The sequence below is a fragment of the Falsirhodobacter deserti genome (assembly GCF_004015795.1).
Classification (GTDB): Bacteria; Pseudomonadota; Alphaproteobacteria; order Rhodobacterales; family Rhodobacteraceae; genus Falsirhodobacter; species Falsirhodobacter deserti.
On sequence record NZ_ML137218.1, the window covers coordinates 881547 to 904117 of the forward strand.

Consider the following 22571-nt stretch of genomic DNA (forward strand, 5'->3'; position numbering starts at 1 on the left):
GCAAGGCCGGGACAAGGAAGAAAACGATGGGACCTTCTTACCCGATCCCCCCAGAGCGAACTGACTGGCTGCCGGCTGCGGTGCACCTTTATCTTGATCACACCGAAGCGGGGCAGTCGCTTCGGGAATTGGCCCGACGGACAGGGGTTCATGCCTCCACAGTGATGCGGCAGGTCCGCCGCTACGAAAACCGCCGCGACGATCCGCTGATGGATTCCGCCCTTACACTTTACTCCGCCTTTTATGCCAAGGACACGTCCATGACCCTTCCGCTTCGCATGCCCGCAGATCTGGCCACCATCGAGGCCGAGGCGCACCGTGTTCTGAGGCGGCTGGCAGAGCCGGGCGCGGTTTTGGCCTTTACCCCGGGGGTGGAAAAGGCAGTCGTGGTGCGCGAACTGGCCGACGGAAAGATGGCGCAGCTTGCCGTTGTTGCGCGCGAAGTGGCCGAGGCTTTTGTGCTGAAAGACTGGATCGCCTGCCGCAAGCAAGGCCGTGTCAGCATGTATGAACTGACGCAGGAAGGCCGGATGCATATCCGTCAGCAGTCGGGCATGGCCGAAGCGCCTGCGGGCTTTGACTGGACCGGCGCGTCGCTGCCGCGCTATGGCACGATGGAAACGCCCGTGGCGCAGATGGGGCGCCGCCGTGACAAGGGCGGCAAGCCCTTTCTGCCGGCCGAACTGGTGGCTGCCGCCGAACGCCTGCGCGAGGATTTCGAGCTGGCGCAGATGGCCCCCGGCACAACCCAGAACTGGGAAAGGTTCCTTGACGGCGGTGCACGCAGCACGAATGGCGGCACATCGCGCGGTCCGGCAGCGGCGCGTGATCGTGTGGCAGCGGCGCTGCGCGATCTGGGCCGGGGCCTTGGTGACGTGGTGCTGCGCGTTTGCTGCTATCTTGAGGGGTTGGAGGCTTGCGAGAAACGGATGGGCTGGGCCGCCCGGTCGGGCAAGGTCGTTCTTCGCATCGGGCTGGAGCGGTTGCGCCGTCATTATGCCGAGATGCACGGGCGCGGCCCGATGATCGGATAAGAAAGAAGGGCGCCCGCGGGGGCGCCCTTTTGCGTCACGCGGCTTCTGCCTTGGCGTTTTCGCGCAGCCAGTTCAGCACGTTCTCGGGCGAGGATTCGCCGTAGGGATCTTCGCCAAAGTTGTCGCACAGGCCCGGCTCTTCGAACCAAGCTTCCACCACACCGTTGTTCACAACGGCGGCATAACGCCAGGACCGCAGCCCGAAGCCGAGGTTGTCCTTGCGCACCAGCATGCCGACGCGGCGCGTGAATTCACCCGAACCGTCCGGGATGACCTTCACGTTTTCCAGCCCCTGGGCCTTTGCCCACTGGTTCATTACGAAGGCGTCGTTGACCGACAGGCAGTAGATCTCGTCGATGCCCTGTTCCTGGAAGTTGGCGAAGCCCTTTTCGAACCCCGGAAGCTGATAGGTGGAGCATGTGGGCGTGAAGGCGCCGGGCAGGGCGAAAAGCACGACGCGCTTGCCTGCGAAGTAGTCTTCGGTCGTCTTCATTTCCCACCGGAACGGGTTCGGCCCGCCGATGCTTTCGTCACGCACGCGCGTCTGGAACTTTACCTGAGGGAGCTTAACACCCGTCTTCATATTGTCATCCTCTGGAACAATGATCCTGACGGATCGCCTGCTCCTCCCCGGAGCGCAAGCTAAAGAAAGCGTTGAATGCGATCAAGCGGCTCGGTTGCATCGGTCGCGCTTTGGGCCTATGTCCTGCAAAGATTGCCGCAAGGGGGGAATTTTCCGTGCGCGACCTCAAGATCCCGGACCAGCGTCACCCCGAGAAGGCGCACCGTGCCGACAATGCCCAGCCAAAGAAGCCTTCATGGATTCGCGTGAAGGCCCCGACTTCGGCCGGATACAAGGCGACGCGTGACGTCATCAAGGAAAACCGCCTCGTCACCGTGTGCGAGGAAGCGGGCTGCCCCAATGTCGGCGAATGCTGGAGCCAGGGCCACGCCACCATGATGATCATGGGCGAGATCTGCACCCGCGGTTGCACCTTCTGCAACGTGGCCACCGGCAAGCCGCAGAACCTTGACGCGTTCGAGCCGGGCCGCGTTGCGCATGCCGTGGCCAAGCTTGGGCTGAACCACGTCGTCGTCACGTCGGTCGATCGTGACGATCTGCAGGATGGCGGGGCGGAGCATTTTGCCCAGACGATCCGCGCGATCCGGCACCGCTCCCCTTCGACCACGATCGAGATTCTGACGCCGGATTTCCTGAAATGCGACGATTCCGTTCTGGAAACGGTGGTCGCGGCGAAGCCGGACGTGTTCAACCACAACCTTGAAACCGTTCCGGGGCTGTATCTGGAGGTGCGTCCGGGTGCGCGGTATTTCCATTCGTTGCGCCTGCTGCAGCGCGTGAAGGAACTGGATCCGACGATCTTTACCAAGTCCGGCATCATGGTCGGGCTGGGGGAGAATGGCGTTCAGGTGCGGCAGGTCATGGATGACATGCGCGCGGCTGATGTGGATTTCCTGACGATCGGGCAGTATCTGCAGCCGACGCCGAAGCACCACGCCGTTGATCGCTTCGTCACGCCCGAAGAATTCGCCAGCTACGAGAAGGCGGCCTACGGCAAGGGGTTCCTGATGGTTTCCTCAACGCCGCTGACGCGGTCCTCCTATCATGCAGGTGATGATTTCGAACGGCTGCGCGCGGCGCGCCTTGCGCGGCTGGGGGCCTGACAGCAGGCTTGCTTTTTCCATAGGGGCGTGAAACAGGGAACCGTCAAACGAACCCTCCCAAGGAGATGCCCCATGGAGATTCGCGAGGCGCTTACCTTCGACGATGTCCTTCTTGTTCCGGCAGCCAGCACGGTGCTGCCATCGGACGCTGACGTGTCCACATATGTTACGCGGGCGATCCGGCTGAACATCCCGCTGCTGTCGTCGGCAATGGACACCGTGACCGAAGGGCGCATGGCCATCGCCATGGCGCAGGCTGGCGGGATGGGTGTAATCCACCGCAACCTGACAGTTGACCAGCAGGCCGATGAGGTCCGCCGCGTGAAGCGGTTCGAAAGCGGTATCGTCTACAAGCCGATCACGCTGCGGGCGGATCAGACGCTGGCCGATGCCAAGGCGCTGCGGGCCCGCTATAACGTGACGGGTTTTCCGGTCGTGAACGAGGCGGGCCGCGTGGTCGGCATCGTGACCAACCGCGACATGCGGTTCGCTTCCGATGATCGCACGCCCGTTTCCGTCATGATGACCACCGACAACCTTGCCATCCTGCAGGAGCCGGCGGACCGCGACACCGCCATCAACCTGATGAAGGCGCGCCGGATCGAAAAGCTGCTGGTGACGGACGGGCAGGGCAAGCTGACCGGTCTTCTGACGCTGAAGGATACGGAAAAATCGGTTCTGAACCCCAATGCCTGCAAGGACGATCTGGGGCGGCTTCGCGTTGCCGCAGCCTCGACGACGGGCGATGCAGGCTTCGAACGGTCGCAGGCGCTGATTGACGCAGGCGTGGACATGGTGGTGATCGATACCGCGCATGGCCACTCTGCCGGTGTTGCCAAGGCGGTGGAGCGGGTGAAGGCGCTTGGCGGTGACGTCCAGGTGGTTGCCGGCAATGTCGCCACGGCCGAGGCGACGCGCGCGCTGATCGGCGCGGGCGCCGATGCGGTGAAGGTGGGCATCGGTCCGGGATCGATCTGCACGACGCGTATCGTTGCGGGCGTGGGCGTTCCGCAGCTGACGGCGATCATGGATGCGGCAAGCGCCGCCGGCGACGTTCCGGTCATTGCGGATGGCGGCATCAAGTTCTCGGGCGATTTTGCGAAGGCGATCGCGGCGGGGGCGTCCTGCGCGATGGTCGGATCGGCCATTGCCGGAACAGATGAAAGCCCGGGCGAGGTGATCCTGTATCAGGGCCGCAGCTATAAATCCTATCGCGGAATGGGCAGCCTCGGCGCGATGGCGCGTGGTTCGGCTGACCGGTATTTCCAGAAGGATGCCGCGTCGGACAAACTGGTGCCAGAGGGGATCGAGGGGCAGGTGCCCTATAAAGGGACGGCGGGCGCCGTGGTGCACCAGCTTGTGGGCGGGCTGCGAGCTGCCATGGGCTATACCGGCAACGGAACCGTGGCCGAGATGCGTCGCAACTGCACTTTCGTGCGCATCACCAATGCCGGACTGAGTGAGAGCCACGTCCACGACGTGCAGATCACGCGGGAATCGCCCAACTACCGGATCGGCTGATCCCTTACGCCGGCGCGTATCTTCACGCGCCGGCACTTGGCGCCTGCTGCGACAGTTCTTGCCAGCGGCCTCCCCTGATTTTCCGGTCTTTTGGCCGCCAGCACATAGTCCTGATTGTTGGGTCTTCAGGCTATTGCACTGATTGGGAAGAAATTTTCAGGAAATTGCATTTTTTGTGTCATTCCCTCTGGACACCCCCCGCAGGTATGGGTAAACCCTCCCTCGTGTTCCGGCGTAGCTCAGCGGTAGAGCAGTTGACTGTTAATCAATTGGTCGTAGGTTCGATCCCTACCGCCGGAGCCAAAACTTCCGCAAGTTGCTGAAGTTGCTACGAAAACCCTCCTAAGGCGATCTTGCTTCGGAGGGCATTGCACAAAGCTCTGCACTGAGCTTTGCACAAGATCCTCCGTCCGTGCACGACACCTCCGAGAAGGAGACGTCTTCGTGACAAGGACACAGCCTCATCTGGAACTTCGAAAAACCGGTTACTACTGGCGCAGGCGTGTTCCTCGTGCGGTATCAAACCGGTTTAAAACCTCATTTTTTTGTTTCCCCCTGCGGACACATGTCCCCCGCGAAGCTGCAGAGCTCGCACGACGTGTAACGGCGATCAGCGATCTCTGCTTCGTAGCGGAGTCTGGCGTGTCGCCCGAAGAGATGACGAAAATCTTGGTGACCTACGCCCGCCTCGAAATCGAGGCGGCGGATTGCTTGCGCGCCCTCACGGGCCCCCGCAGCCGAGCAGCAGCCGAAGCCTCACTCTCAATCGAGTCTGCCGCTCGTGCCTCACTGCGTGATGCGCTTTTTCTTTGTGACAGGAGTTCTGCCTGTGAACCGGCATGCAAAAAGGACCCCGTATTGGGGTGATCGGCTTCCAAAAGGGACCCCCCTGATGCGGTGGTCCATCGTGCTTCCGAGGCAAATCGGGAGCGGCTTTTGGGATGTTGGTTGTGGAGACGATCGCGAAGATCCGGCGTTGGCATTTTCAGGATGGCAAGCCAATCAAGGAGATCTGCCGCGAGTTGGGCGTGTCGCGGAAGACGGTCCGGAAGGTAATCCGCTCCGGGGCCACCGAGTTCAGCTACGAGCGCACCGTGCAGCCCCAGCCGAAGATCGGGCCGTGGCGCGATGAACTTGACCGCCTGCTCGTCGAGAATGCCCGTCGTCCGAAGCGTGAGCGTCTGACCCGCATCCGGATCTTCGAGGAGCTCCGGGCCCTGGGCTACGAAGGCGGCTATGATGCTGTCCGGCGCTACGCCGCGAGCTGGTCGCAATCGGAGGCCGAGGCCTCCGCCGCAGCCTACGTGCCGCTCAGCTTCGATCCCGGGGAAGCCTTCCAGTTCGACTGGAGCCACGAGGTCGCGATCATCGACGGGGTGACCACCACGATCAAGGTGGCCCACGTCCGGCTGTGCCACAGCAGGATGGTCTTCGTCCGAGCCTATCCCCGCGAGACCCGGGAGATGGTGTTCGACGCCCACGACAAGGCGTTCGCCTTCTTCGGCGGCACCTGCACACGGGGCATCTACGACAACATGAAGACCGCGGTGGACACGATCTTCGTCGGTAAGAACCGGGCCTACAACCGCCGGTTCCAGCAGATGAGCGGGCACTACCTCTTCGAACCAGTCGCCTGCACCCCGGCCTCCGGCTGGGAGAAGGGCCAGGTCGAGAACCAGGTCGGGGTGATCCGGCGGCGGTTCTTCGTGCCCAGGCCGAAGTTCAGGAGCTATGCCGAACTCAACGCCTGGCTTCAGGACCGCTGCATCGCCTGGGCAAAGGCCAATCCCCATACCGAGATCCGGGACAAGACTACCTGGGAGGTCTTCGAGGCCGAGCGTCCGCGCCTGGTGCCCTATGTCGGCCCTTTCGACGGCTTCCATGCCGTGCCCGCCTCGGTCTCCAAGACCTGCCTCGTGCGGTTCGACCGTAACCGCTACTCGGTGGACGCCCGCGCCGTCGGGCGCCCGGTCGAGATCCGCGCCTACGCTGATCGGGTCGAGTTCTGGCAGGATGGTCAGGTGGTCGGCAGACATGCCCGCGCCTTCGGACGGGATCATGCCGTCTACGACCCGCTGCACTACCTCCCTGTGCTTGCGCGCAAGCCCGGCGCACTACGGAACGGGGCACCGTTCAAGGACTGGGATTTGCCGCCCGCCATGCGCCGTGTCCGGCGGAAACTGGAACGGATCCCGGGCGGGGATCGCCAGATGGTCGAGATTCTCGCCGCCTTGCTGAGCGACGGTACGGACGCCGTCGAAGCTGCCTGCACCGAAGCGCTCGGCGAAGGTGTCCATTCCGCCGATGTCATTCTCAACATCCTCGCCCGCCGCCGCGAACCCAAGCCGCCCGCACCGATCGCCACCCCGGAAGCGCTGAAGCTGGCCCACGAACCCGTCGCCGACTGCGCCCGATACGATACCCTCAGGAGCACCGACCATGCAAAGATCGCAGATCCTCGACACGATGGGCCAACTCAAGCTCTACGGCATGAAGGCTGCCTATGACGAGATCCTCACCACTGCGGTGAAGCGCCAGCACGAACCCCAACGGGTGATCGGTGACCTGCTCCAGGCCGAGATCAGCGAGAAGCGGGCCCGCTCAATCAGGTATCAGATGACGGTGGCGAAGCTGCCGCTGGCCAAGGAGATTGACGAGTTCCAGTTCGAGGGCACGCCGGTCAACGAGACCTTGGTCCGGGACCTCACCTCAGGCGACTTCCTCGAGCAGCAGCGCAACGTGGTGCTGATCGGCGGCACCGGAACCGGCAAGACCCATCTCGCCGTCAGCATCGTCCGCGCCTGTATCCGCAACGGCGCCCGTGGCCGCTTCTTCAATGTCGTCGACCTCGTCAACAAGCTCGATGCCGAGGCCCGCGATGATCGACAAGGCCACACCGCCGACATCCTCGGTCGGCTCGACTTCCTCGTCCTCGATGAACTCGGCTACCTTCCTTTTGCCCAGACCGGCGGCCAGCTCCTGTTCCACCTCGTCAGTCGCCTCTACGAGCGAACCTCGATCATCGTGACCACCAATCTCGCCTTCGGGGAATGGCCCGCCGTCTTCGGCGACGCAAAGATGACAACCGCACTGCTCGATCGTATCACCCACCATTGCGACATCGTCGAGACCGGCAACGAAAGCTGGCGCTTCAAGACCCGTGCGTGACACCCGGTGACCCGCTGGCCCGACACGGCTGCGCGATATGGAAGCTACGCCGCATCGGGCCAGCTACCACACCCCAATGGGGTCCCTTTTGCACGCCGATAGGGGGTTCCTTTTGGAGGCCGATTGACATTCTGCCTTCCCTGCGATCCGAGACGTCGCTCAGAAGCTTGGTATTGAGATCGATGAGTGCTCAGAAGATCATGCCGTTCTCGCGGATAAGATGATCCGCCTCATGATCGAAGTGAGTGAAGAAAAGGAACACCGTGCCCGTGGACATTTCTCCGAGCCACAGCCTTATCTCGCCCAAGCACTTGCCTACCCAAGCCCAGTGGGACCTCTTCAATACGACGCTCACCGTCACCGACAGTGCGTCGCTGAACAAAATCGAGGCCTTAATGCCGATCCTGGTGAGACGGCTACGACCTCCTCCCCAGCAGAGATGCCCGCCACGGCAAGGTCCAAAGCGCCACAACCTGCTGCCTTTTATGAAGGTGAGGGAGTGGCGATCACCGTGGATGCTGCTCACGGGGTTCCGGCATGCTGCTCCGATGGTAGCGACCCGACCATTCTCGAACTATGGGACATATGGTTCGACGAAATGTCTCGGGGCGTCATTCGGAGCGGCGCATATACCACGGAAGACGCTGGAAAGGCCGCGCGGTTTAGGAAAGACTCTGATACCATTCTTTCCACACGTAAACTTGTCCGAGACCTGCTTGGCGACAAGAAAATCGTGAAGGCAACAGGCGACGATTGGGTGCACTTCAACGATACGTTGCGCCGCCTCCCCAACAATCATGGCCGGTCGCAAAAATTACGACATCTGAGCTGTATTGAATTCATCGAGCGAGCTGAGGCGGAGGAGGAGCGCCAGAAAGCCGCCGCCGAGAAGGCGATAGGTCACCAGAATCTGACAGAAGACGAAGCGGAAGAGCTGCGGCGTGATGCCTGCATCAAGCGCATAGCGCCTCGCACCTTTCAACGACACCAGAAGTACCTGTGCGCTCCACTCGACCATGCCGTGCAAATGGGCCTATTGTCGCATAACCCCTATAAGCCTTACGTGCTGGGGGAGGCTGCGATCACTGAGCTGCGTAAAGGACAGCCAGAGACAAAGCGGGTCCTGTGGACCAGTAGCGACTTTGAGAGCTTGTTAAAGACCGACACGTGGACCTCGAGTCGAACCGAGATTGATGACCCTCTCTACTGGGTGCCGATCATCGCACGGTTCCACGGCCTCCGAAGTGAGGAAATTCTTCAGCTGAAACCGAAAAACATTCGGTGCGATGAGGGCGTTCATTATTTCGAGATTGAACGAGGCACCGGGCAAAGCACAAAAAGCAATAACGCTCGCCGTATGGTTCCGCTTCACAGCCAGCTAATCGGCCTCGGTTTTCTGGAGCTTGTTGATCTGCACCACCGCCGCGGAAAAGTTCGGATATTCGACAAAGTGAACCGCGCGAAAACCAAAAAGCTGTCCTTCACCGCGAACTTCACGAAGTCCTTCACCTACTACCGGAAAACCAGAGGGGCGTATGAAGAACGTCGCGATCTGCATGCCCTCAGAACGACCTTCCATAGTCATTGCATCGCGCTCGCCGTTCCGGACACAGCCCGTCGTTACTTGATGGGACATCGCAACGATGACGTGGGTGTGACGAACTACCTACCAGACGGCTTTCCGCTCACGACACTGAAGCAGTATATCGAGATGCAGAGTCATGACCTGCGCGCTATCACCCAACGTTTCTGCGGCCCTGCAACGGGGTCAGGCGGTCCGAGGCTCGTTTCGTCGGTGGGCCTCCGGCTGGCTTCCTAATAAGGCGCCTATGACACCGCCTACACAACAAGCGACCTTCTTCGGATACAACAGGCGGACGGACGGACGCCCCCTATAGGGGCGGTCCGTCCGTCCGCTCTCCACCTGAAACAAACTCAGTCAAACTTTTTCTGTCCTCCAAAAGGAGACCCATCTCCGGACTGACCGATAGGTCCGTCAGATGAAAGGTAAAGAAATGACGCAAGCAAAAACTTTGTCGCCCAAGCAAGTGCAGTTCCTCGATAGACCGCTCCTGCGCGCACCCGACTTCGAGATCGAGAGAAGCCGCCCGTACATCATAAAGAAGCTTCTGTTGGCTTCGCAGGTCAGCATGCTTGCTGGACCTCCGAACATCGGAAAGTCATCCGTCTTGGCATGTATAGCGGCACACGTGTCGCTCGGAAAGTCAGTGGGAGGGCTGCGTACTAAGAGAACCGCAGTGCTCTACGTAGCGGCCGAAGACCCTCACGGGATAGCGGAGCGCGCCTATGGCTTCTGGCAAAACACGAACTCCGAACTCGCGGAGTTCCATATCTTCGAGTCACCGGTCAACCTAAGCGACGACAACGAGATGGCCACCTTCCGCGCAGAAACGATGCGGTTCCGTCGCGAGGTGACATCCGAGCAGCTTCTGATTGTCTACGATACGCTGAACTTGTGCATTGGCGAAGGCGACGAGAACTCCGCCCGTGACATGTCTCGCGTTGTCAGCAACGCGCGCGCTCTCACTCAACAAACGGGAGCTCATGTCATGATCGTCCACCACACTGGAACGAGTGACCGTTCGCGCCCACGCGGATCCAGCGCCATGCATGGCAACGTGGACACGCTTCTAATGCTCGAGCGAGCAGATGGAGACACCGGCGGATCGTTCGTGAGAATGATCCAAGAGAAGCAACGCTCGATGCCAAAAGGGAAGCCGGTATTCTTCGAAATCTCGCCTTATGCGGTTGGCAAAGATGAAGATGGCGAGGTCATCACTGTGCCGATTGCCCGTCCCATCGTTCCTACTCCGGCGCTGCTTGCAAGTGGGTCGGACGCTTATGGTGCACCCAAAGCCACCGACGCCCGAACCACGGGCATCCTGCGAGTGATCGAAGCGCTCAATTCCAAAAACCGGGGCCGTGTCTTTGCGCCAACTGATATATACGACCACGTCATCGGCATGTTCGAGGGCCAGAAGACAGATACCATGCAGAAAGCGGTGCGCAGGGTTCTCGCATCATTAGCAAATGACGGCACGCTCGAGGTCGCGGAGGGAGGACAGTATCGTCTCCGCGAATCTACTCCGCCCGCAGCGCATCATCAGGCAGCTTGATCGTCCCTAAGGAACATCCTATTGTCCGCTGCCCTTAGTTGATCCAAGCGGCGCCTCCGTTTTTCTCGGTGGCGCCGCTTTCATTATCTCCTCAAATAACTCTTCGTAGCGTCGAACGAGCTGATTCGCGATATCGTAGGCCTGCACGATCGTAATCTGTTCAAGGGAGTAGCCTGACAATCGAAACGCTCGAGAGTGAAGTGAGGTAAAAGTAATAACTCTGAGAAGCGATTTTTCTTGCGGGGATTCCATGATAGTTCCTAAGTAGATTGCGAAGGCGCACAACGGACAAAATATACATTTTGTCCCATCTCTCAAAATTCAAATGGCTATTTTTTCATTTCGGCATTCGGTCAAGACGTTCTCTCCCAAAGCCTCCGCCAATCGGGCGGCGAGGCATGGACAAACCATTGCTCATCTGAATTATATATCACGCCCTCAAGCAGCCCAAACGATCATTCGCAGGCGTCTCTCAGCATCGACTGACGCTCAGGTATCTGAGATAGCCGAGCGAGAGGCGGAGAAGCGCAAAGGTCGAGTAGGCGAGCGATTCATTATTGCTCTCCCTATTGAAGCAACGCCCAAGCAGCGTGAACTTCTTGTGACCGAATATTGTGAAAAGCTAACGCAAGGAACGGCGGGGTACATAGCCGCCATTCACGACAAGCGTGGCAACGATCTGCGAAATCCACATGTGCATATCGTTGTCTTCGACGTGTTCAGGAAGACAGGTAGCCGTGGGCGTCCACAAAGCACCATTGGAATGGCCCGGAAGGGCGCAATTGAACAGAAGGCTGCCCTGTGGGGAGAAGTTCACAATAGAATGCTGATCTCGTGGGGCTATGGCCCTGAGTGCATGATCAGCCCTCTGTCATACGCGGCCCAAGGATTGGAGCGCCTGCCGCAGATTCACGAAGGGGCAAGAAGCCGCGCTATGTCCGAAAAGGGATTGCGGCCAAAGATCAAGCCGCAGTGGAGTGGCGTGGATGCGGGCCACAGCCGTGCCGAAGCCAACCAGATCATCCGAGAAATCAACAGCTACAAGAGGAGCATGAGAGATGGAACAACCGAAGAGCGGCATGGATTGGGAGGGCACAATGAAATCCGCCGAGAAGAACTCGCAGATGGCAGCCGCTATGACGGAGCGCGCCGTTGCAGCTCTGGCGGACGTAATGATCCAAATGCAAGACCATGGACGGCGCTTGAGGAGCATACAGGCACAGATCAAGATGTTGGAAGAAAGCCAGCCGCAACCCAAGAAAGAGACTGCCACTCTCCCCCCTTCACAGCCAGGCAGCCAATACAGGTGGGCCCGCCTCCGTTTGGTTCACCTCTACGCGCTCGGAGCGGCGGCGGCATTCGGCGTGTCTATCGCGAACTGGTGATGCTCCGAGACACACTCCGGGCATGGCTTGTGAACGGGGAAGAGAAGCTTCTTACTCCCATTCCAACTGGGGTTGCGGTGAACTCAATGCAGCCCAAGCGGGTCTTGCAGCCAGATCGGCAGCACACCCGATAGCCGTAGAACGCTTAGCTGCAGACCTTCGGATAATGGACCACTTTTGGCCACTCAGTTGGTCGCCCGATATAAGCTTATTTTCCTCCCACGACTCCTGTCCTCTAAATGCTGCCCTTCTTTATCAAACACTCGCTACTAACCTGGAATAATAAGCATTACGATCAGCCTGTGCGTTCGTAACATCAAGAGAACTGATCGCCATTGCCGCGAAAGTGTCGAAGCTGGTTTTCCGGCACGACGGAATCTTCTTGGTCCTGAAAACAAACCAATGAAAAATTAGCCGAGACACTACCTTTCCATAGAAACAATGCAGGCCTACCAATGCCCTGTATATTGCTTCAGGGATGCTGCAGGTTTGGAACTTTCCGATTGCCTTCGCCTTAGCCAATATCGCGTCGACCTTTATAAAAGGCTCGCTGCTCCCCGAAGCATTGATGATAGCGAGAGGCTTCTCACGGTCAAAAAGAGCCTCATTGTGCCCAATGTACTTCAAATCCAACGCAGTCAACCTTTTTAAAACACGTGACTGCTTTTCAAGAAAGGCTTTATAATCTTCATAGAATTTTCTTTTCTGAGCCACCGTCGCAAAAAGCGCGAGCGCGTGATCAAATGAGAAATCCATGAATACGTCAGATTCCCAACTATATCCATAGGTGTAGAGCACCCGACTGTCATGAAGCAGGCTTCCCCGAAGACCTTCATAATCGCGGTCCATAGCTACCAAAACATGAGACAAGTTCTCTGAAATGACTCGCTCCGCAAGAGGCCTCAGAACTGTCTTACTCCCTAAGCTCTTGCAAACGACAGATTTTCCATGATCAGAAAATATCTTGCTCCAGAACATCTCATCGAAAGAAGATCCTTCTCCATCAACTGGCGCACCTTCGCAGTAAATAACGAGGTCCGCGTCATGAAATAGGTGCTCACTCCCCAGTCCAAGATCCGTCCTAACGAACATTAGAAATGCAACTCTCTATTTTAATAACTTTATCTTGAAACATGCCGACGATGTCGGGCGAGTGTGTTGCAGATATGATTTGGCAAGAACGGTTGAGGCTCCGAACGTGCTTGAAAAGGGAGCTCTGCCACTTGACATGAAGCGAAAGCTCTGGCTCGTCAGATATGAATACGACAGGCCTCCCCTCTTGAAGTAGCGCCTCGCCTAAGAGAATAAACAGCTGCTTCTCGCCCGAAGACAGCACCTTGATGTCCACAGCTTGCTCCGACGCCAAGTGCACTTTCGGAACATTTCGCTGATCGAAATGCAGCTCTTTTCCACTTAGTAGAGAATTGATAATACTCTCAAACTTTATCCTCGGCTCAAATATCAGTTGACGCTTGTCTTGCAGAGTGCGCCATTCTTTGATCATCTCACTTACACGGTGAGCATCAGAGAGGGTTATTGCTTCATCAAGATTAAGCTTGGAGGTCTGCTCGTATGACTTTTTAGCGCTCTGAACCCTTGAATAGTGACCGTTAACGCTTCTGGATGCTTTGGAATTAGTCACCCCAAGGCCTTTTAGAACATCGATGACAGTTGATCGGTCTTCCTGCTCTAAAGAAGCCTGCTTGAATACATCACCCCCGGTATGGTTCTGCTCAAGCAGCGACAGAAATACGTGCTCCTGAAAATTTTTACTTTCTACTTCAGCACGTGAAGTTAGCAAAGAGAAGTATCGGGAGAACGCTTGGGAAATCTCGTAGACTTTCTGGTCAACTGGGGACTGATGCCCCTCATCCTTCCGTCGTGGATCCATCTCAGAGGTAGCACGGTTGATAGACAGCCAGTTGACTTCCACAAATTTGGAAAGGATCGAGCTTAGGCGCTCACCCACCTCAACGCTCTGGCGATACCGAGCGTTGACGTAACGGTGATCCCGGTACAGCCGTGCGTCGTGTGGCCCCTCCACTCCGAATGTTTGCCCTTTATCCCCAGAGCTTTCTTTAACAGTGTATTTTATGTCCAAGCTTCCCATCTCTGGGTCTGTGGTTTTCACCACCTCGATTATTGGCTTCTTGTTGGCTCCAATGGTTTTCAGCTTGATCGACACCTTATCGAACTGAATTGAATAAAGTGTAGCAATATCGGAACGAAGGACCGCGGAAATTAGATTAATAATAGTAGTTTTCCCGCTCCCATTGGGCCCAATTAGGAAGTTCAAATCGTCCTTGAGCTTTAGAGAAACTTTCCTGCTACCCCAGAATCCTTCTATTTCTACAGTATCTATATAATTCAACTTCAGCGGCCCCTCGATCCATCGCCATAAATATATCCCCGAGCATAAGATGCGGTATCTCTCCTTTTGACAAGTCGCTGCTTAAAGGTGGCGGTAGGGTGGGACCTGCTCGGTGGCTACCGGCGGACGCTAACGGCTTTTGCGTCCGGCGCGGGATCCCTGCGCAGCCTTACGCTACTCCTGGACAGCCATTCGAAGCGATGGATACAGGTGGTCCTGTAGGGGATCCGCTTCATGCGTAGCGCCTTGGACGTGCATCGATGTTGCGCTGATTTTGGCCTTGCGTGACGGCACAAGAACAAGCACTTTTCGTTACACAAATCGGTATCGTGTACCGGCTGCCTGAGGATTCGTTAACGCGGTCAACGCTGTTTGTACTGGCTCCGAGCCCTACCGCCGGAGCCAACAAAACAAAGCTTGTTGGCAGACACTAATCCCCCGATCTAAATTACAGTTCTCTGCAAGCCGTAGATCACGGCTTCTTTCGTATGTTCTTCTCATACGATCACAAGGGCTTTGATGTTTGGGGGATGTCCGAGTGACAGGCTGGAAAAGCGGGCGGGCCCAGAACTGATAACGATTACATTGCCTGTCACTCTGGCCGTGAATATGGAACGCTGACACGGCAAGGCAACGAGCTGATGCATAAAAGTTTATCCGATCCGTCGCCCGAGCGTTGCATTTACCTTGCCGCAGCGAAAAGGTAGCCTGCCGCCGTATCAGGAAGGTAAACCGCGATGTCAGAAGAGATGATGAGCTATGTGTCGTTCTATGGCTTCTGGGTCATCGGAATCATCTGCTGCTTCGTGGCAGCTTTTGGCGCCTTCGTCGTGATCCGGGCGATTTTCTTTCCGCGGAACGACAAGGACGAGTGAAACGCCGCAGGACACAGTCCGCGGCGTAATCAGGGTCAGCCCTGCGGGATCTGGCTGCCGGCCTGTGCCACAAGTTGCGCCATCTGGCTGCAAAGCTCTGCCTCGCTGGTGGAGCGGCTCTCCGCAACCTCGGCAAGCGTAACTTCCTGGCCCATGGACGAGACGGTTCCGTCCTTGCCCTTGGAATAGGCCTCCATCGCGGGGGCGGTATCATCGGGGGCGGGAATCAGGCCCAGAAGGCGGTTCTGCGTTTCGATGACGCTGTTGTCCACTTTTCCGACGGTTTGGCAGTATTCCAGAACCCCAAGCTGGTTCTGGGCGGCAGCATAGGCGTCTTCCATGCTCATCTGCGGCGCTGCCGGTGCGGCCTGGTCCTGTGCCATGGCAAGGCCGGACATCAGCGGCGTGGCGACCAAGGCGGCCGCGAGGATGCGTGCTTTCACGTAATTGCTCCCGTAATTTGCATTTCGCCCCTCTACGCTATGAAGCGCCGCCCGCGGCGTAAACCGGGGGCGGCGAAGGTCGGCAACAAGTCGCGGAGGGGCAGGCGGAAACCTGCGTTACCGCCCCGGGATCAGACCCCTCGGGCTGAATCGCAACACCAGAAGCAGGATGATCCCCATCGTCAGCAGGCGCATATGTGCGGCCCCGTCCAGCAGATGGGCCTTGGCCCAGCCATCGGGCAGCGGCGCCGTCAAGGTGTGAAGCAGCGATGCGCCCATCGGCTCCACCATCACCCACAGCCACCAGATCAGGAAGCCGCCCAGCATCGCGCCCCAGTTGTTGCCAGAGCCGCCGACGATGACCATCACCCAGATCAGGAAGGTGAAGCGCAGCGGCTGATAGGCCGAGGGCGTCAGCTGGCTGTCCAGCGTCGTCATCATCGCCCCTGCAATGCCGATCACCGCCGATCCGATGATGAAGATCTGCAGGTGACGGGCCTTTACGTTCTTGCCCATCGCACCGGCGGCAACCTCGTTATCGCGAATGGCGCGCATCATTCGGCCCCAAGGCGAATGCAGCGCCAGTTCGGCCAGCAGCATCACCAGCGCCAGAACGACCGCGAACAGCCCCAGATAGCACAGCTTCACCACAATGGACGAGGCGGCGGCAGGATCGAAGCCAAAGCCGGTTGCCCAGTCAACGAAGGCAGTGCTGCGCTGCAGGTCCACCTCGTAGGGAACGGGGCGGGGCAGGCCGATCACGTTCTTCACGCCGCGCGACAGCCATTCTTCGTTGCGCAGGATGGCCAGCGTAATCTCGGCGATGCCAAGCGTCGCGATTGCGAGGTAGTCCGAGCGGAGGCCGAGTGCCGTCTTGCCGATCGCCCATGCCGCCAGCGCCGCCAGAATGCCGCCTGCGGGCCATGCCAGCAGCACGGGCAGGCCAAAGCCGCCAAGGTTGCCCTGAATGGTGGGATTGATCGCTTCGACCGCCGCCACGCCCGGATCAAAGATGCCGCGGAAAATGAAGAATCCGGCCACGATGATCGAAAGAACGGCCAGCATCCGGAAGCGGGGCAGGCGGCGCCACACAAGGGATGCCGCCACCAGCGCGGCAACGCCCACCGCCAGCGCGCCAAGGATGCGCCAACCGCCGGCGGCCATCGCGCCCTCGACCGGCGGGGTGGCCACCAGCACCACGGCAAGGCCGCCAAGCGCCGCAAAGCCCATGACGCCGATGTTGAACAGGCCGGCATAGCCCCACTGCATATTAACGCCCAAAGCCATGATGGCCGAAATGACGCCCATGTTCAGGATGGTCAGCGCCACGTTCCAGCTTTGCGTCAGGCCGGTGAAGACAAACAGTGCCGCCATCAGCGCAAACAGAAGAGCATTCCGCATCATACCGATTTCCCCCGGAACAGGCCCGTGGGCCGGAACAGAAGCACAAGAACAAGGATCGCAAAGCTGACGGCGATCTTGTAATCCGTCGAAAGAAGCTGGGCCAGGCCGTCCGGCTGAAGGTTTTCCGGCATGACATAGCCGGCGACCTTCTTCCAGGCATAGGTCACCCCCACCTCGGAGAAGGCGATGACAAAACCGCCTGCGACCGCACCGATGGGGCTTCCAAGGCCGCCCACGACTGCCGATGCAAAGATCGGCAGCAGCAACTGGAAGTAGGTGAAGGCTTTGAAGCTTTTATCCAGTCCGTAAAGCACGCCCGCCGTTGTTGCCAGCGCTGCCACGATCAGCCACGTGACCATGACCACGCGTCCGGGATTGATGCCGGACAGCAGGGCCAGATCCTCGTTGTCGGCGAAGGCGCGCATCGATTTTCCGGTGCGGGTACGGTTCAGGAACCAGAATAGCAGCGCCATGGCAACGGCCGCGACAACCACCGTGATCGCTTGGGTGGAGCGGATGGCAAGCCCCTCGTCCAGTCCCGTCGCCTCGCGGAATTCCCGCGCGCCGATCAAAAAGCGGGCGCCGTCGGCGAAGTTGATATCCTCCACCCCGATGATGAAGCGCACGATGCCGTTCATCACGAACATCACACCAAGCGAGGCCATGGTCAGGATTACCGGCGCAGCCCGCGTTTTGCGGTAAAAGCGATACACCGCGCGATCTGTCGCCATCAGGAACAGCGCCGTCACCGCAATGCCCACAGGCAGGGCCAGAAGGGCAGTGGGCAGGGGGCCGGCGCTGATGCCCCAGCTTTGCAGCCCCCATGTCACAAGGATGGTGCACATGGCCCCGAAGGCCATCGTGTCACCATGGGCGAAGTTCGAAAAACGCAGGATGCCATAGATCAGCGTCACCCCAAGCGCACCAAGCGCCAGCTGCGCACCATAGGCGACGGCGGGAACGAACACGAAGTTGGCAAAGGCGACAAGCGCGTTGAGAAGATCCATGTCAGCCACCAAGAAAAGTCCGGCGCACTTCGGGATCGGCCATAAGCTCGGCCCCGGTGCCGGTGAAACGGTTTGTGCCCTGTACAAGGACGTATCCCTTGTGGGCGATCATCAGCGCCTGCCGCGCGTTCTGTTCGACCATCAGAATCGAAATGCCGGTGCGGGCAATCTCGATGATGCGGTCGAACAATTCGTCCATCACGATGGGGGATACGCCCGCGGTGGGTTCGTCCAGCATCAGCACCTTCGGCTGCGTCATCAGGGCGCGGCCCACGGCCACCTGCTGGCGCTGGCCGCCCGAAAGCTCCCCCGCTGGCTGGTGGCGCTTGTCGCGCAGGATGGGGAACAGATCGTACACCATATCGATCGTGGGGCGGAAATCGTCACGGCGCAGGAATGCCCCCATTTCAAGGTTTTCCTGCACGGACATCGAACCGAAAATGTTGTGCGTCTGCGGCACGAAGGCCATGCCCTTGGCCACGCGGTCCTGCGGGTTCAGGGTGGTGATGTCCTCCCCCTCAAGCCTGATCTGGCCGCCGCGCAGGCCCAGCATGCCGAACACCGCCTTCATGGCCGTGGATTTGCCCGCGCCGTTCGGCCCGACGATGACGGCGATCTCGCCCTTTTCCACGGCTATTGTGCAGCCGTTCAGGATGTTGGCGGCACCATAGCCGCCGGTCATGGAATCACCAATCAGGAAGGGGTCAGACATGGGCAACCTTGTTCTTCAGGCCAGTGCCGAGATAGGCCTCGATCACGGCTTCGTTCTGCATGATCTGATCGGCGGAACCGTGGGCCAGAACCTCGCCCGCGGCCATGACGATCACGGGATCACAAAGGCGGCCGATGAAATCCATATCATGTTCGATCACGCAGAAGGTATAGCCGCGTTCGCGGTTCAGACGCGTGATGGCGTCGCCGATCGTGTTCAGCAGCGTGCGGTTCACGCCGGCGCCCACCTCGTCCAGAAAGACGATCTTGGCGTCCACCATCATGGTGCGGCCAAGCTCCACCAGCTTCTTCTGCCCGCCCGAGATGTTGGAGGCCTTTTCGTCGGCGATGTGGCTGATGGTCAGGAAGTCCAGAACCTCGTCGGCCTTTTCGCGCAGCGCCCGTTCCTCGGCGCGGATGGCCCCGCGGCGGAACCATGTGTTCACCAGTGATTCACCTGCCTGACGGGCGGGCACCATCATCAGGTTCTCGCGCACCGTCATGGACCCGAACTCGTGTGCGATCTGGAAGGTGCGCAGCAGGCCGCGGTGGAACAGCTCGTGCGGGGGCAGGCCGGTGATGTCCTGCCCATCCATCGTCACCCGTCCCGATGTCGGCGCAAGCCGGCCGGCGATCACGTTGAACAAAGTGGATTTTCCCGCCCCGTTCGGCCCGATCAGGCCCGTGATCGAGCCTTTCTCGATCGTCAGCGACGCACCGTTGACGGCACGGAACGAGCCGAAATACCTGTGAAGGTTTTCGACGGTCAGCATGTCTTTCCCCGGATGCCGTTGCCCGTCGGGGCCCGCACGGCGTTGCCAAAAAATCGAAGTGGCCCGGCAATGCTGCCGGGCCACGTCATGGTTTCTTAGCTGATCCTAACGGAAACCGATAGTTTCATACGCACCGTCCACGATGTTGTATTCGCGGAACGTGCCCTGGCTTTCACCAGGTTCGATCAGTTCGACGCCGGTTGCGCCGACGTAATCGATGTCCTGCCCTTCGGACAGCAGGCGCAGGGCTTTATCAAGCTCCCCGGGGTGGATCTGTTCGCCCGGCGCGTTGGCCACGTCGAACATCCGGTCCTTGAACTGCGCAGGGTCCGACGATCCGGCTGCCTGCATCGCCAGCAGCACCAGCGCTGCCGCGTCATAGCTTTCGCCGGCATAACTGGAGGTGCCGTCAAAGCCGGCATCACTTGCGATCTGCTGGAACAGTGCGGCATTGTCACCCTCGGCCGCCGGCAGATCGCCGAAAGACCCTTCAAGATCGCTGCCGAAAGCGTTCAGGAGCGTGTCGCCATACATCCCGTCAGGGAAGAAGAACGTATCGAACGCGCCGGTGTCCAGCGCCCCCTGAACAATGCCGCGGCCACCCTGATCGACGTAACCCGCCACGACCAGTATCTCGCCCCCCGCCGAAGACAGGGCTGCGATCTCGGCCGAGTAGTCCGCCTTGCCGTCATCATGGGCGGCCTGCATCGTCACCTCGCCGCCCTTTGCGCGGAAGGCTTCGGCGAAGCTGTTGGCAAGCCCGTTACCATAGTCGTTGTTGGTATAGGTGACAGCGGCGGACGTGATCCCGCGTTCGCTGATGATGTCGGCCATCACCTGACCCTGCCGTGCATCCGAAGGCGCGGTGCGGAAGAACAGGCCGTCATCCTCCACCTGGCTAAGACCGGGGGAGGTGGAGGAGGGCGAGATCTGCACGATGCCGTTGGGGCGCGAGACGTTCTGCAGGATGGCGCTGGTCACGCCCGAACAATCGGCCCCGATGATGGCCTTCACGCCTTCGGCGCTGACCAGACGTTCCGCCGCGGCGGTGGCAGCCGTGGCATCGACGCAGGTCGAATCGGCCCGCACCGGCGTTACGGTCGAACCGCCAAGGAAAGCGCCCGACGCCGCCACCTCGGACATTGCAAGTTCCGCGCTCTCGGCCATCGTCGGCGTGATGGATTCCAGCGGTCCGGTGAAGCCGAAGATCACCCCCAGCTTCACATCTTCGGCACCAGCCGTTCCGGCCAGCGCGGCACTTGCGACTGTGGCAAGCAGGATCCGTTTCATAAGACACTCCCTCCGTGTTGTGAAAGAACCGTAAGAGGCCATTCCGCGAAAGGAAAGCATAACTGCAGGCCTTGGGCCACGGAACGAAATGTAAAGGATAAGTGAATAAAACAGGCCCCCCGGGTTGATCGAAGGCTTGCATCCCTTATATCCGGCGCTGTAACACGGGCGCCTGTCCGACCAGATCATGTGTGACGGAAAGATCGCCATGCAAGATATGCATGTCGGGAGTTCCAAATCCGTAGTCCTCACACGGGACTGTTCGGTTTATCCCCAGCGGACGCCAAAATCGCAAGAGCAAGAACAGGAAAACCGATGGCTGATTTCGTCGATAGCAGTGCTTTCAACTTCGAGCAGGGTCAGCGCGCTCGGAAGCTTTTTGCCGCCGTGGTGCTCGCCGCGCTTGATGATGCGATCGCGGATGACAAGAAATACGGCAACGGACCCGATCAGATCGCCCGTTGGGCCCGTTCGCGCGATGGCCGCGAAGTGCTGTCCTGCGCCGGCATCGACCCGAACGAACGCGTGGTGAAGGGTCTGATGGAATTTGTCGGCAAGGGTGTGCGCACTTCGGTTGCCCTGTCGCGCGAGGAAAGCGAGCGCCGCAACGCGCTGGAACTGGACCAGGCAGAAGCTGCCTGAGCTTTTGGTTTTCCCGGAAGTATCGCCTCGGCCCTGGGCCGGGGCGTTTTTATTTCAGAAGCCGTTGTTCTGCCAGCGCCTGATTGATCTCAGCGCGGATCATCTTGCGGATGTTGCGCGTCATGCGTTCGCCAACCTGGCCCTGAAGCTCCTCTGTCAGCAATTCCCGCACCAGCTCCTGCAAGACGTCTTCGTCGATGGGGGCCATGCGGTCATGCACCTCGCCCGTCAGCGGGGGGGCGGCATCTGCCACAGCCGTGCCTGTGCCAGGGCTGCTGTCATGTTCCGCAGGAACCCGCTGCGCCTGTGTCAGGATCAGCGGCCCCGCCGCGGCGACCGGCGTTTCGGCTGTCACTTGCCGGATGGAGGCGAGAATATCCGAGATCTGTGGCTCAACCGGACGATCTGACATCATTGCCTCCGCTTTAACGGTTAAAGGTTAAGCGCAGCGCGTCCGCTTTACAACGCGAAGTTGCGGGCCACTGCAAATCCCGGCATCACGGGCGCCGAGGCGTTGAAGACTGGCCGCCAGTTGATCTCTCCGTCGACGCGATAACCGATGCGGGCGACACCGAGATTGCGTTCCATGAACAGGGCAGCGATGCGGCCGCCTTCCTTCAGCTGATCCGTCAGGGACTGCGGAACCTGTTCCACCGCACCCTGGATCATGATGACGTCATAAGGGCCATGCTTTGCCGCGCCTTCGGTCAGCGGGCCGGCCACCACGACAGCATTGTCCACGCCGCTTTGGATCAGGCGATTTTCAGCCTCGGCTGCCAGTTCGGGTTCCTCCACCGCGATCACGGCATCGGCCAGCCGTGCCAGGACGGCCGAGGAATATCCAAGTGCCGTTCCGATATCCAGCACCAGCTCGTCAGGCTGGATGTCCAGCGCATCGACCAGCTTGGCAAAGCTGCGCGGGTCCAGCAGCACCCGGCCTTGGGCCAGCGGCAGGTTTTCCCCAAGATAGGCGGCTTCGCGCAGGTTTTCCGGCACGTAAACTTCCCGCGGCACGTTGAGCATCGCATCGATAATCGCGTATTTCGTGACATCGGACGGCCGGATCTGGCTATCAACCATGATCGTGCGCCGGGCGGAGAAGTCAGTCATTGCAGGACTCGCGC

General features: G+C 59.4%; 22 protein-coding genes, 1 tRNA gene and 1 pseudogene. 13 read left to right on the plus strand and 11 right to left on the minus strand.

Annotation, left to right across the window (positions count from 1 at the left end; genetic code table 11):
* Positions 1 to 26: 26 nt before the first annotated feature.
* A complete protein-coding gene (locus JX25_RS04480) occupies positions 27 to 1034 on the plus strand; it encodes a DUF6456 domain-containing protein (protein WP_128253881.1) in 1008 nt (335 codons plus the stop codon).
* Between the two features lie 34 nt (positions 1035 to 1068).
* Here the strand turns inward: JX25_RS04480 and JX25_RS04485 are convergent, their stop codons facing one another.
* Positions 1069 to 1617: a peroxiredoxin gene (locus JX25_RS04485; RefSeq protein WP_128253882.1), complete on the minus strand. Its 549-nt coding sequence runs from the start codon at positions 1615 to 1617 to the stop codon at positions 1069 to 1071.
* Positions 1618 to 1772: 155 nt separating this feature from the next.
* Between JX25_RS04485 and lipA the strand changes: the two genes are divergently transcribed.
* The 10 genes and pseudogenes from lipA (at position 1773) to JX25_RS15055 (ending at position 11931) form a co-directional block, all read left to right on the plus strand.
* Positions 1773 to 2720: a lipoyl synthase gene (lipA, locus tag JX25_RS04490; RefSeq protein ID WP_128253883.1), complete on the plus strand. Its 948-nt coding sequence runs from the start codon at positions 1773 to 1775 to the stop codon at positions 2718 to 2720.
* A gap of 72 nt (positions 2721 to 2792) precedes the next feature.
* A complete protein-coding gene (gene guaB, locus JX25_RS04495; protein ID WP_128253884.1) occupies positions 2793 to 4241 on the plus strand; it encodes an IMP dehydrogenase in 1449 nt (482 codons plus the stop codon).
* A gap of 228 nt (positions 4242 to 4469) precedes the next feature.
* Positions 4470 to 4544: transfer RNA gene (locus tag JX25_RS04500), tRNA-Asn, on the plus strand.
* Between the two features lie 141 nt (positions 4545 to 4685).
* Entirely contained in the window at positions 4686 to 5108 is a 423-nt protein-coding gene (locus JX25_RS15330; protein ID WP_421780161.1) for a DUF6538 domain-containing protein, read from the plus strand.
* A gap of 74 nt (positions 5109 to 5182) precedes the next feature.
* Positions 5183 to 6748: an IS21 family transposase gene (istA, locus tag JX25_RS04505; RefSeq protein WP_128253885.1), complete on the plus strand. Its 1566-nt coding sequence runs from the start codon at positions 5183 to 5185 to the stop codon at positions 6746 to 6748.
* Complete coding sequence (gene istB / locus JX25_RS04510; protein WP_128253886.1) at positions 6681 to 7409, plus strand: IS21-like element helper ATPase IstB; 729 nt, start codon at positions 6681 to 6683, stop codon at positions 7407 to 7409. The genes istA and istB overlap by 68 nt, the downstream gene beginning before the upstream one ends.
* 220 nt (positions 7410 to 7629) lie before the next feature.
* Entirely contained in the window at positions 7630 to 9228 is a 1599-nt protein-coding gene (locus JX25_RS04515; protein WP_128253887.1) for a site-specific integrase, read from the plus strand.
* A 181-nt stretch (positions 9229 to 9409) separates the two neighbouring features.
* On the plus strand, positions 9410 to 10546 hold the full coding sequence (locus JX25_RS04520; RefSeq protein WP_128253888.1) for an AAA family ATPase: 1137 nt from the start codon (positions 9410 to 9412) through the stop codon (positions 10544 to 10546).
* A gap of 325 nt (positions 10547 to 10871) precedes the next feature.
* A pseudogene (locus JX25_RS15335) lies at positions 10872 to 11480 on the plus strand (MobA/MobL family protein); the annotation flags it as partial.
* 124 nt (positions 11481 to 11604) lie between these two features.
* The gene (locus tag JX25_RS15055; protein ID WP_241557849.1) at positions 11605 to 11931 is read left to right on the plus strand and encodes a hypothetical protein; all 327 of its coding nucleotides are present in this window, start codon (positions 11605 to 11607) and stop codon (positions 11929 to 11931) included.
* 255 nt (positions 11932 to 12186) lie between these two features.
* On the opposite strand, the gene JX25_RS04530 is transcribed toward JX25_RS15055, so the two are convergent.
* On the minus strand, positions 12187 to 12909 hold the full coding sequence (locus JX25_RS04530; protein ID WP_128253890.1) for a hypothetical protein: 723 nt from the start codon (positions 12907 to 12909) through the stop codon (positions 12187 to 12189).
* A gap of 103 nt (positions 12910 to 13012) precedes the next feature.
* The gene (locus JX25_RS04535) at positions 13013 to 14302 is read right to left on the minus strand and encodes an AAA family ATPase (protein WP_164876052.1); all 1290 of its coding nucleotides are present in this window, start codon (positions 14300 to 14302) and stop codon (positions 13013 to 13015) included.
* Between the two features lie 737 nt (positions 14303 to 15039).
* On the opposite strand from JX25_RS04535, the gene JX25_RS14945 reads away from it, so the two are divergent.
* Entirely contained in the window at positions 15040 to 15177 is a 138-nt protein-coding gene (locus JX25_RS14945) for a hypothetical protein (RefSeq protein ID WP_206611517.1), read from the plus strand.
* A gap of 35 nt (positions 15178 to 15212) precedes the next feature.
* Here JX25_RS14945 and JX25_RS04540 read toward each other — a convergent pair whose 3' ends face one another.
* From JX25_RS04540 to JX25_RS04565, 6 genes are all read right to left on the minus strand, one after another.
* Positions 15213 to 15620, minus strand: a complete 408-nt coding sequence (locus JX25_RS04540; protein ID WP_241557850.1) for a pore-forming ESAT-6 family protein — start codon at positions 15618 to 15620, stop codon at positions 15213 to 15215.
* Positions 15621 to 15737: 117 nt separating this feature from the next.
* Positions 15738 to 17024: a branched-chain amino acid ABC transporter permease gene (locus JX25_RS04545; RefSeq protein WP_128253892.1), complete on the minus strand. Its 1287-nt coding sequence runs from the start codon at positions 17022 to 17024 to the stop codon at positions 15738 to 15740.
* Positions 17021 to 18031 carry a branched-chain amino acid ABC transporter permease gene (locus JX25_RS04550; RefSeq protein WP_128253893.1) on the minus strand — a complete coding sequence of 337 codons (1011 nt, stop codon included), beginning with the start codon at positions 18029 to 18031 and terminating at the stop codon, positions 17021 to 17023. The genes JX25_RS04545 and JX25_RS04550 overlap by 4 nt, the downstream gene beginning before the upstream one ends.
* A 1-nt stretch (position 18032) precedes the next feature.
* Positions 18033 to 18743 (minus strand): ABC transporter ATP-binding protein, encoded by a 711-nt coding sequence (locus JX25_RS04555; protein ID WP_128253894.1) that lies wholly within the window; start codon positions 18741 to 18743, stop codon positions 18033 to 18035.
* Positions 18736 to 19515: an ABC transporter ATP-binding protein gene (locus JX25_RS04560; RefSeq protein ID WP_128253895.1), complete on the minus strand. Its 780-nt coding sequence runs from the start codon at positions 19513 to 19515 to the stop codon at positions 18736 to 18738. Before JX25_RS04560 ends, JX25_RS04555 begins: the two co-directional genes overlap by 8 nt.
* A gap of 105 nt (positions 19516 to 19620) precedes the next feature.
* A complete protein-coding gene (locus tag JX25_RS04565) occupies positions 19621 to 20805 on the minus strand; it encodes an ABC transporter substrate-binding protein (RefSeq protein ID WP_128253896.1) in 1185 nt (394 codons plus the stop codon).
* 315 nt (positions 20806 to 21120) lie between these two features.
* Here JX25_RS04565 and JX25_RS04570 point away from each other — a divergent pair, with 315 nt between their 5' ends.
* Positions 21121 to 21447 (plus strand): DUF6280 family protein, encoded by a 327-nt coding sequence (locus tag JX25_RS04570; protein ID WP_128253897.1) that lies wholly within the window; start codon positions 21121 to 21123, stop codon positions 21445 to 21447.
* Between the two features lie 49 nt (positions 21448 to 21496).
* Here JX25_RS04570 and JX25_RS04575 read toward each other — a convergent pair whose 3' ends face one another.
* Complete coding sequence (locus tag JX25_RS04575; protein WP_128253898.1) at positions 21497 to 21859, minus strand: hypothetical protein; 363 nt, start codon at positions 21857 to 21859, stop codon at positions 21497 to 21499.
* 47 nt (positions 21860 to 21906) lie between these two features.
* Entirely contained in the window at positions 21907 to 22557 is a 651-nt protein-coding gene (locus JX25_RS04580) for a protein-L-isoaspartate O-methyltransferase family protein (protein ID WP_128253899.1), read from the minus strand.
* Positions 22558 to 22571 lie beyond the last annotated feature (14 nt).

Coding starts and splice junctions, on each gene's coding strand:
- JX25_RS04580 (WP_128253899.1), bottom strand. CDS start 22,557: ATGACTGACTTCTCCGCCCGGCGCACGATCATGGTTGATAGCCAGATC.
- istB (WP_128253886.1), top strand. CDS start 6,681: ATGCAAAGATCGCAGATCCTCGACACGATGGGCCAACTCAAGCTCTAC.
- JX25_RS04570 (WP_128253897.1), top strand. CDS start 21,121: ATGGCTGATTTCGTCGATAGCAGTGCTTTCAACTTCGAGCAGGGTCAG.
- guaB (WP_128253884.1), top strand. CDS start 2,793: ATGGAGATTCGCGAGGCGCTTACCTTCGACGATGTCCTTCTTGTTCCG.
- JX25_RS04565 (WP_128253896.1), bottom strand. CDS start 20,805: ATGAAACGGATCCTGCTTGCCACAGTCGCAAGTGCCGCGCTGGCCGGA.
- JX25_RS04550 (WP_128253893.1), bottom strand. CDS start 18,031: ATGGATCTTCTCAACGCGCTTGTCGCCTTTGCCAACTTCGTGTTCGTT.
- JX25_RS04555 (WP_128253894.1), bottom strand. CDS start 18,743: ATGTCTGACCCCTTCCTGATTGGTGATTCCATGACCGGCGGCTATGGT.
- JX25_RS04515 (WP_128253887.1), top strand. CDS start 7,630: ATGATCCGCCTCATGATCGAAGTGAGTGAAGAAAAGGAACACCGTGCC.
- JX25_RS04560 (WP_128253895.1), bottom strand. CDS start 19,515: ATGCTGACCGTCGAAAACCTTCACAGGTATTTCGGCTCGTTCCGTGCC.
- JX25_RS15055 (WP_241557849.1), top strand. CDS start 11,605: ATGGAACAACCGAAGAGCGGCATGGATTGGGAGGGCACAATGAAATCC.
- JX25_RS04485 (WP_128253882.1), bottom strand. CDS start 1,617: ATGAAGACGGGTGTTAAGCTCCCTCAGGTAAAGTTCCAGACGCGCGTG.
- istA (WP_128253885.1), top strand. CDS start 5,183: ATGTTGGTTGTGGAGACGATCGCGAAGATCCGGCGTTGGCATTTTCAG.
- JX25_RS14945 (WP_206611517.1), top strand. CDS start 15,040: ATGTCAGAAGAGATGATGAGCTATGTGTCGTTCTATGGCTTCTGGGTC.
- JX25_RS04530 (WP_128253890.1), bottom strand. CDS start 12,909: ATGTTCTGGAGCAAGATATTTTCTGATCATGGAAAATCTGTCGTTTGC.
- JX25_RS04575 (WP_128253898.1), bottom strand. CDS start 21,859: ATGTCAGATCGTCCGGTTGAGCCACAGATCTCGGATATTCTCGCCTCC.
- JX25_RS04520 (WP_128253888.1), top strand. CDS start 9,410: ATGAAAGGTAAAGAAATGACGCAAGCAAAAACTTTGTCGCCCAAGCAA.
- JX25_RS04480 (WP_128253881.1), top strand. CDS start 27: ATGGGACCTTCTTACCCGATCCCCCCAGAGCGAACTGACTGGCTGCCG.
- JX25_RS04545 (WP_128253892.1), bottom strand. CDS start 17,024: ATGATGCGGAATGCTCTTCTGTTTGCGCTGATGGCGGCACTGTTTGTC.